5 protein-coding genes and 1 pseudogene are annotated in these 4,723 nt (G+C 35.6%); 4 read left to right on the top strand and 2 right to left on the bottom strand.

Annotated features, from left to right (window positions below; genetic code table 11):
• Nucleotides 1–143: 143 nt before the first annotated feature.
• The gene (locus BA053_RS05270; protein ID WP_010962945.1) at nt 144–1,178 is read right to left on the bottom strand and encodes an aspartate-semialdehyde dehydrogenase; all 1,035 of its coding nucleotides are present in this window, start codon (nt 1,176–1,178) and stop codon (nt 144–146) included.
• A gap of 140 nt (nt 1,179–1,318) precedes the next feature.
• Between BA053_RS05270 and BA053_RS05265 the strand changes: the two genes are divergently transcribed.
• Nucleotides 1,319–1,771, top strand: a complete 453-nt coding sequence (locus BA053_RS05265) for a hypothetical protein (protein ID WP_065106840.1) — start codon at nt 1,319–1,321, stop codon at nt 1,769–1,771.
• A gap of 50 nt (nt 1,772–1,821) precedes the next feature.
• Nucleotides 1,822–1,959 carry a hypothetical protein gene (locus tag BA053_RS07480; protein WP_156517973.1) on the top strand — a complete coding sequence of 46 codons (138 nt, stop codon included), beginning with the start codon at nt 1,822–1,824 and terminating at the stop codon, nt 1,957–1,959.
• Nucleotides 1,960–2,082: 123 nt separating this feature from the next.
• Here BA053_RS07480 and BA053_RS05260 read toward each other — a convergent pair whose 3' ends face one another.
• Nucleotides 2,083–3,357: an APC family permease gene (locus tag BA053_RS05260; protein ID WP_065106839.1), complete on the bottom strand. Its 1,275-nt coding sequence runs from the start codon at nt 3,355–3,357 to the stop codon at nt 2,083–2,085.
• 74 nt (nt 3,358–3,431) lie between these two features.
• On the opposite strand from BA053_RS05260, the gene BA053_RS08130 reads away from it, so the two are divergent.
• Together BA053_RS08130 and BA053_RS08125 are read left to right on the top strand one after the other, a co-directional pair.
• Complete coding sequence (locus tag BA053_RS08130; RefSeq protein ID WP_245611608.1) at nt 3,432–4,493, top strand: hypothetical protein; 1,062 nt, start codon at nt 3,432–3,434, stop codon at nt 4,491–4,493.
• A pseudogene (locus tag BA053_RS08125) lies at nt 4,477–4,723 on the top strand (hypothetical protein); the annotation flags it as partial. The gene BA053_RS08130 and the pseudogene BA053_RS08125, both read left to right, overlap by 17 nt.

The raw sequence follows: 4,723 nt of genomic DNA, 5'->3' as shown, positions 1-4,723 counted from the left end.
CAAAAAAACAAGATTTTCAATAAGTTGCTTATAATCCTAATTATAGTTAGCCTTTCATAAGTAGCGATGCAACAAAGCCATTCCAGCGTCACGCGCTGCCATGTGGTATACAAATTTCCTTCGAATTACAACGTACGTGCGCTCTATATGCACTTGATTGACAAATGCTCTCTTATCAAAATCTCAAGAATCTGCACTATATTTAATGCTGCGCCTTTGCGCAGGTTGTCAGCCACTATCCACATATTTAATCCGTGCTCAACAGTATTGTCTCTTCTAATACGCGATACATATACAGCATTCTCCTGTACAACATCAATTTGAGTTATGTATTCACTATCTTCACGCCTGTTGTACACTAAAACTCCACTATCTTCGGCTTCACTTAGCACTTCACGAGCTTGTTCTTCAGTGATATGTTGATCAAATTCCACATTTACTGCCATAGCGTGACCGATAAAGACGGGTACCCTTACACAAGTTGCAGTAACTTTTATATCTTCCTCTAAAATTTTTTTTGTCTCCTCTTGCATTTTCCATTCCTCTTCTGTAGAACCATTTTCCATGAATTCTCCTACATGGGGAATGCAATTGAATGCTATTTGCTTAGAGAATATCTTGGGTTTTTTAGCTTCGTTCATAAAGATTTTTTTTGTCTGGTCATAGAGCTCATCCATTGCTGCTTTGCCTGCACCAGAAGTTGATTGATAAGTTGAAGCAACGATTCTCTTTATTTTTGCTTTTTGGTGTAATAGATGTAGTACTAGCAGCATCTGTATTGTAGTACAGTTTGGATTGGATATTATGTTGTGGTTTTTATATTCCATAATTTTTTCTTTATTAATCTCTGGAATAATGAGTGGCACACCCTCTTTCATTCTAAAATGGGAACTGTTATCTATCACGATGCATCCAGCCTGTGTTGCAATTGGTACATACTCTTCAGAAACATGAGATCCAGCACAGAAAATGGCTACATTAGTTCCAACGAAGTCATAATCCTCAAGGCATAAAACTGTTAACTCTTTGTCACCAAAGCTCACCTTCTTCCCTTCTGATTTTTTCGATGCAAGTGCAATAACGCAATCTATCGCCTCATCTTGAAATTCAGCAAGCGTGCTTAATACCTCACGCCCTACTCTTCCGGTTGCTCCAATAACAGCAATTTTGTATCTCATATAGATGAACCTCTAATTTTAAAGTTCTATTATATTTTTACTGACAAAATTTACAATTGTTTTAATATTTTTACCTTGCAATTAATTGTAATTTAGCTATTATTATGCAATATTAGTAATATTACATAATGAAATGAAAGATGAGTAAGGAATACGATGAAACTAAGGTTAAACCTGCAATTTCTACACCTCAAGGGCCTGAAGGAACCAATGGATCAAAGGCCCAAAGTGTTCTTTCGAATAAAAGAAAGCCTACAATAAATTTTGATGATAAAAAGTATGGTGTAAAAACCTCTAAAATAGACCAACAGTCTCTAAACAAAAGACAAGAATCTTCAAAGCTAAGAGATCTCTTAAGGTCAATACCAATAATAAGGAGATTTTTAGCAAGGATTTTCACACCTGAAAAAATAGAAATCATCAGTAACCCTATATATGACAACATGAAAGCATATAAAAAATCGCAGGAAGATTACCCTAGTAAGATAAAAGATGAAACTAGTATAGATGATGAACACACAAAAGAAGTAGATAGTAAACTTGAGAAGGGTAATGTTGAACAAGTGGACAACAAGAAAAGTCGTGGTTCATAAATATCAATCATTTAAAAATTATCTCTAGCTACAACATTGTATCTGCTCAGATGCATGGCTCATGTACAAATATTGAAACAAAAATTCCAGTGCTCCCTTTCTTGTCATCCCAGTGCTTGACACTGGGATCCAGATTGGGCACTAAGTTGGTAAACACGAAAGCGATTAATCCTTTACAACGTTTTTGATGGAACTGCGCGAAAGAACTGGATGCCAGTGTCACGCACTGGCATGACACCCATTTCTTCCTATAGTTGTCTTTTCTCGTCTACCTTATTTTGCCACTCTGCTGAACAGATACATAACATTTGCTATACAGAAACTCTGCGATACCAAAATAAATAAAGAGGTACGCCACTTGCAGTGAATAAGCTTGCGATCAGCAAGGTATTCACAGAAGTTTCAAATATTACCCAGCAGCAAAAGGTTGTTGCTATACTGCCAATCAAAAATTTGTAACAACTCTTTTCTTGCACAATAACTTTGAGAAAAGCAAGACTGCATGCAAGGTAAACAAATAAAAATGAAACTACAGAAAAGTCGATAATTGATGTGATCTGCTTAGCAAAATTGTTGCTTGAAGTGAGAATTAGTAGAACTGAAGTACCAACAGAGCTGATTGTTATGCCCCAGAAAGGAGAACCGTGCTTGTTTCTTTGAGCAAAAAACTGTGGCATCAGTTTATCTTTTGCAAGGCTGAGGGCCACTTGTCCACTAGCTAGTACCCAAGCGTTTAAAGTACCAACACAAAAAATGAACGCAGTTATAGAAATAATCAAGTGCCAATTGCCAGAGGCCATAATTTTTATTGCGTCAACATATGGTGCTCTTGAACTTGCTAAATCATTGCCATTTATTAATCCCATAATTGCAAGATTGTTGATAAAATACACAACAGCAACAGAGATTGTTCCAAGTACCACAGCTCTTGGTATTGTTCTAGCTGGATTATCAACTGACCCTGCAGGTGCTGTTGCCAATTCAACTCCAATAAAACCCCATAGAGTAATAAGTGTAGAACGGGCAAGAATCTGCGATGTTGTAAGATTTGATATTTCTTCACTTATGATGAAGTTATTTCTATCAAAAAAAAACAATGCTGCTATAGGTATTACAAGCAATACAGAAATTTTTATCACCGTCAATAAAAACTCAACACGTCCAGCAGTAGCTACTCCTCTAAAATTTATTAGTGTAATAATTGTAAGTAATAACATCTCTAAAAACAGATGTACGTTTTGAATATCTTCATGGAAAAATGGTGTAAGATAACCAACACCTACAACTATTACGGCTGTTGTGCTAACCCATGAGATCACCCAATACGTCCAACCAACAAAAAAAGCTGCAGCAGGGCCAAAAGCATGCTTTACATAGACGTGAGGGCCACCCGTTTCCGGAAATTTTGCGCAGAGTGAGGCAAAAACTAAAGCAAGAGATATAGCACCAAGCCCTGATATTATCCAGCTTATAAGGCTATACATGCCATATGGAGCAAGGCTAATTGGAAGCATAAAAATTCCAGAGCCAATTTGACTACTAATCACTAAGGCAAAAATAGCCCAAAAACCTATTTTATTTGACACAATAATTCTTATCTAAATAGATTAACAATATACCCTAAACTCAGAAATTTCAATTGATCTTTTAACATAAAAACTTGCATTTTTCTCAATTTATTTCTAAAATAGATTATATTAACAAGTTATTAAGAGGAGGTTATGGATCCGAGGTTAAAAGCATTTTGGTTGTTTGTGGGTATGCTTTATTATTTGTTGCTTGTATCGCAGCATGGGTTCTGTTTTTATATTTAGCCAATATGTTTCTTCAATTCTTTTTTCCTCAAGTCTCAAGTGAACCAGCCATCGAATTAATTCTTAATATACTCTCTTTGGTCATGCTTGCTGTTTTCTTGGGTATATATATACTTTGCTCTATTTTTACAGAAAAGGTTACAAGTAGCTATCGATCTTTCAAAAATGAAAACGGTGATTATGATGCCTTTTCTGAAGTGTATCATGATCCAACAATAAGTGTAAGAGATAAAATCTTGCTTTTTTCTATACATTTAATATATTGGATACAGTTGCCATTTCTGTATTGTACTTTGAAGATACTTGCCGTTAATAGCTTACTGCAAGGATGGAAAGATGAAGGATTTTCACTACCTCTTCAAGCGTGTTTCATACTTATAAATGCTATATTACTGATTCCAGTAGCACTTCTTGAGTTAATAAAGTATCCATTGATAAAGCTCTTCTCACCTTTGGGTTGGAATGTAAAGCAGCTAAGCTTTTTGTTTAATGTAAGTGATGTGGGCACTGGCAGTCAAAGTGTTCATACTAGAAGTTTTGAGAAAAGCACCATTAAATGTGCTAAAGAATTAAAGGAAAAATATGGGACACCATCAAATGAGTTAGATGAAGAGTTTAAAAGTTATATAAACGGTTTAACAAGTGAGCAAAAATACTGGATAGAACCTTATCTAAGATTGGATGATTATGAGATTGGGAAGTGGGTAAATTGGGTGGATTCACGAACCGGATTGACACCGACACAGGCTATAAATTTAGTTTTAATTGCAGCAAGAGAGCAAAATGCAGACGTAGAACATTTGAAAGGTACATTACTGGTTCGCTTTCGTGAAAGTAAACGCAAATGTGGTCCTGGAATGCTTATCCGCATCATTTATGCATTAAGTAGCCTTGAAGCAAAAAACTAACTTTGCAGCTCTACTAGAGCCTCGGTCAATAGGAAAGTTGGCTGGTAATGCTACTAAAAGATTTTTTGAGAGATATATGGACAAGCATTACTATAAGATAAAAGTTTTGAAAGAAAATTTTGATGATTTGTATTCACCAGGTTCTGAGGTGGATTTAAGCAGCGTGAGTGATGAAGTAAAGGATGGCATTTCTTATACAAGAGATGCTATAAAAGAATTTGTGTTTAAGG

Source organism: Wolbachia endosymbiont of Nomada ferruginata (assembly GCF_001675785.1).
Classification (GTDB): domain Bacteria; phylum Pseudomonadota; class Alphaproteobacteria; order Rickettsiales; family Anaplasmataceae; genus Wolbachia; species Wolbachia pipientis.
Note: the sequence above shows the minus strand (reverse complement) of the source record. Positions and strands in the feature narration are given on the sequence as shown.